At 39.6% G+C, this 2,090-nt stretch carries 2 protein-coding genes; one reads left to right on the forward strand and one right to left on the reverse strand.

Translation table 11 applies throughout. The features are described from left to right. Positions 1-184 precede the first annotated feature (184 nt). Positions 185-1,045, reverse strand: coding sequence for a TIGR02147 family protein (locus VF412_RS11865; protein WP_331339460.1), 861 nt, complete (start codon positions 1,043-1,045; stop codon positions 185-187). Between the two features lie 237 nt (positions 1,046-1,282). Here VF412_RS11865 and VF412_RS11870 point away from each other — a divergent pair, with 237 nt between their 5' ends. Further along, entirely contained in the window at positions 1,283-1,771 is a 489-nt protein-coding gene (locus VF412_RS11870) for a hypothetical protein (protein WP_331339461.1), read from the forward strand. The last annotated feature ends 319 nt before the right edge of the window (positions 1,772-2,090 follow it).

The raw sequence follows: 2,090 nt of genomic DNA on the forward strand, positions 1-2,090 counted from the left end.
AGACGATCAACACATCTTAGCGGGAATTTATGGACAGGTGGTTGAATTTTCAGCCAATTCGTCTGCTACTGGATAAATATTAAAATTGACCTGAAAAAGACGCTTCCCTCTATATTTGTTAGAATTGTGGCGATTCATCTGCATCCATACAAACTGATACATTTAATAGCTGAATGACATTTGATTACTGATTGCGTTCTTTCAAAATGTCATCGTGTGCTTGTATCTCCAGAACATCTAAGGACCTGGAAATAGGAAAGACAGCCGTCTCATACATATAAAGACGCCGGCCTTCCAACGAAGAACTTTGATATTTTGAAAGCAGTAACATAGAATACTCGTTGAGTTTCTCAGTGACCTCTTGAAATTCCTCTGGGGAAAGCGCAAATTTAAGAGCACGATATCTACGAACCTCATAAGGCATATCCAAAGCAGCCTTTGAACGTTCTATCCAGTATCGGTAAAAATCCTTAAGGCTGGCGCTTCCAGACACACGGAATGTGTTCTCAGAAAAATGATAGGTTTGATCAGGCAATTTTGTTACCAGCCCATCGCCTTCAAGATCGCTCAATATATTTCGAGTCGACTCCCTATCCAATTCCAAAAGATTCGCTATGTTTTCTATCGTTTTCGCAAAGTCTTTAAACGTCAATAAAGTCAGAACAACCGGAGTAAACACATGGCGTGCCGCACTCTCTGACGAGAGCATCGTTTGTTTAAATTGTTTTCTCTGCAATTGTATTAAAATAGAACCTAGCGCCTGCTTCTCAGTAGCTGTTTTCGCCTGAGAGTATGCAATAAGATTTTGAAGATATTCTTCTTCGCCGCTCGGCAAACTTAGATATTTTTTGAGAGCGTTCATGGTGTCAGGGGATATGTTTCGTCGTTTCTTTAAAATAAAACGCAATGTCACCTTATTGTCGAAACCCAACTCAGTTGCCCACTTTGTAATAGAAAAACTGGGATCTAAATATTTTTTCCAACTGAGATAATCCAGAAGATATTGAGTCACATCTAAGTAATCATGAATGGATGGCTTTTTCATTCCCTCATGGTTTCAATGAGAACTCTTTTACACAAGGGTACAAGTTTGTACTCTAGCCCAATGGCGAGAAGCCGCAATGGAGTACCTGTCCAAGTCATAGACATCTCCATGTAGTTAATTTTGCCTTTATCTTCTTCTACGGAGGCATGGTTCTTGGAATGTCCCTTTTCGATAGGTATTGGCGTCGCCTTCATGGTGTTTCCCGAGCCATCGATCACTACAAAAAAGGAAAGAGCCATGAAAAAGTTAAGTTCAGGTATTTTTGCAATTCTAGTTTTGAGTGCACTTCATTCGTTTGCAGGTAATGGAGATGTTGAATCCGCTGGACAGGGTTCAAGCGCAGCCCATTGTAAGATAAATATCGCCACCGTTTTATCTGACATGTCAGCTAGCTCAGGTCAGGCCATTGTAAACATTCTTGAAAAAAAAGGCTATCAGCCAATAACGGATACTGATATGAACAGCGGCAATTTATTTTTAGTTAATCAATCGACGCGCAGTAAAATGAAAGAAAGCTTTTTAGGTGACTACTATTATATGACTATCGAGCCAAAATTTTCTATCATTGGAAATACTGACTCTAAGGTTGTCGTCGGAAAATCATCTAATGTTGGGACATACACTTGGGTGCGCTCTGGCGATCAGTCTTTGGTTAATAAGGCCCTTCTGGGAGCTCGACAAAAAATTATGCATGCTATTGATTCTTTGCCAAATTGTTCAGAATAATTCGAAGATTCTCGCACTGGGTCTTCGCCTTTTGTTGAACGATCGATAGGAATTTGTTCAAAGTGCAGTTCTAAATCTGTGCAAGGTACAAAAAGTAAATCAAACAGCGGCATAAATTAGCTTTGTACGAAATGAAAATATTTTTCCTTAAGCCCTGACTTTTAAAGCAGGGCTTTTTAGGTTGTTCCCAGTTAATGGTGGAATGCTAGGCGTTAGGACCTAAGAAAAAAGGGATCCAGTTAATTACACAATCTTCTTAAGATTTGGTTACGAAGCAAAATCTAAGAAAGCAGGTGTCATTAGTGGATCCCCAATGGAA

It is taken from the genome of Bdellovibrio sp., from assembly GCF_036384735.1.
Lineage (GTDB): Bacteria > Bdellovibrionota > Bdellovibrionia > Bdellovibrionales > Bdellovibrionaceae > Bdellovibrio.

Bases quoted from the DNA above. Each gene is read 5' to 3' on its own strand.
- VF412_RS11865 (WP_331339460.1), bottom strand. From the start codon at position 1,045: ATGAAAAAGCCATCCATTCATGATTACTTAGATGTGACTCAATATCTT.
- VF412_RS11870 (WP_331339461.1), top strand. From the start codon at position 1,283: ATGAAAAAGTTAAGTTCAGGTATTTTTGCAATTCTAGTTTTGAGTGCA.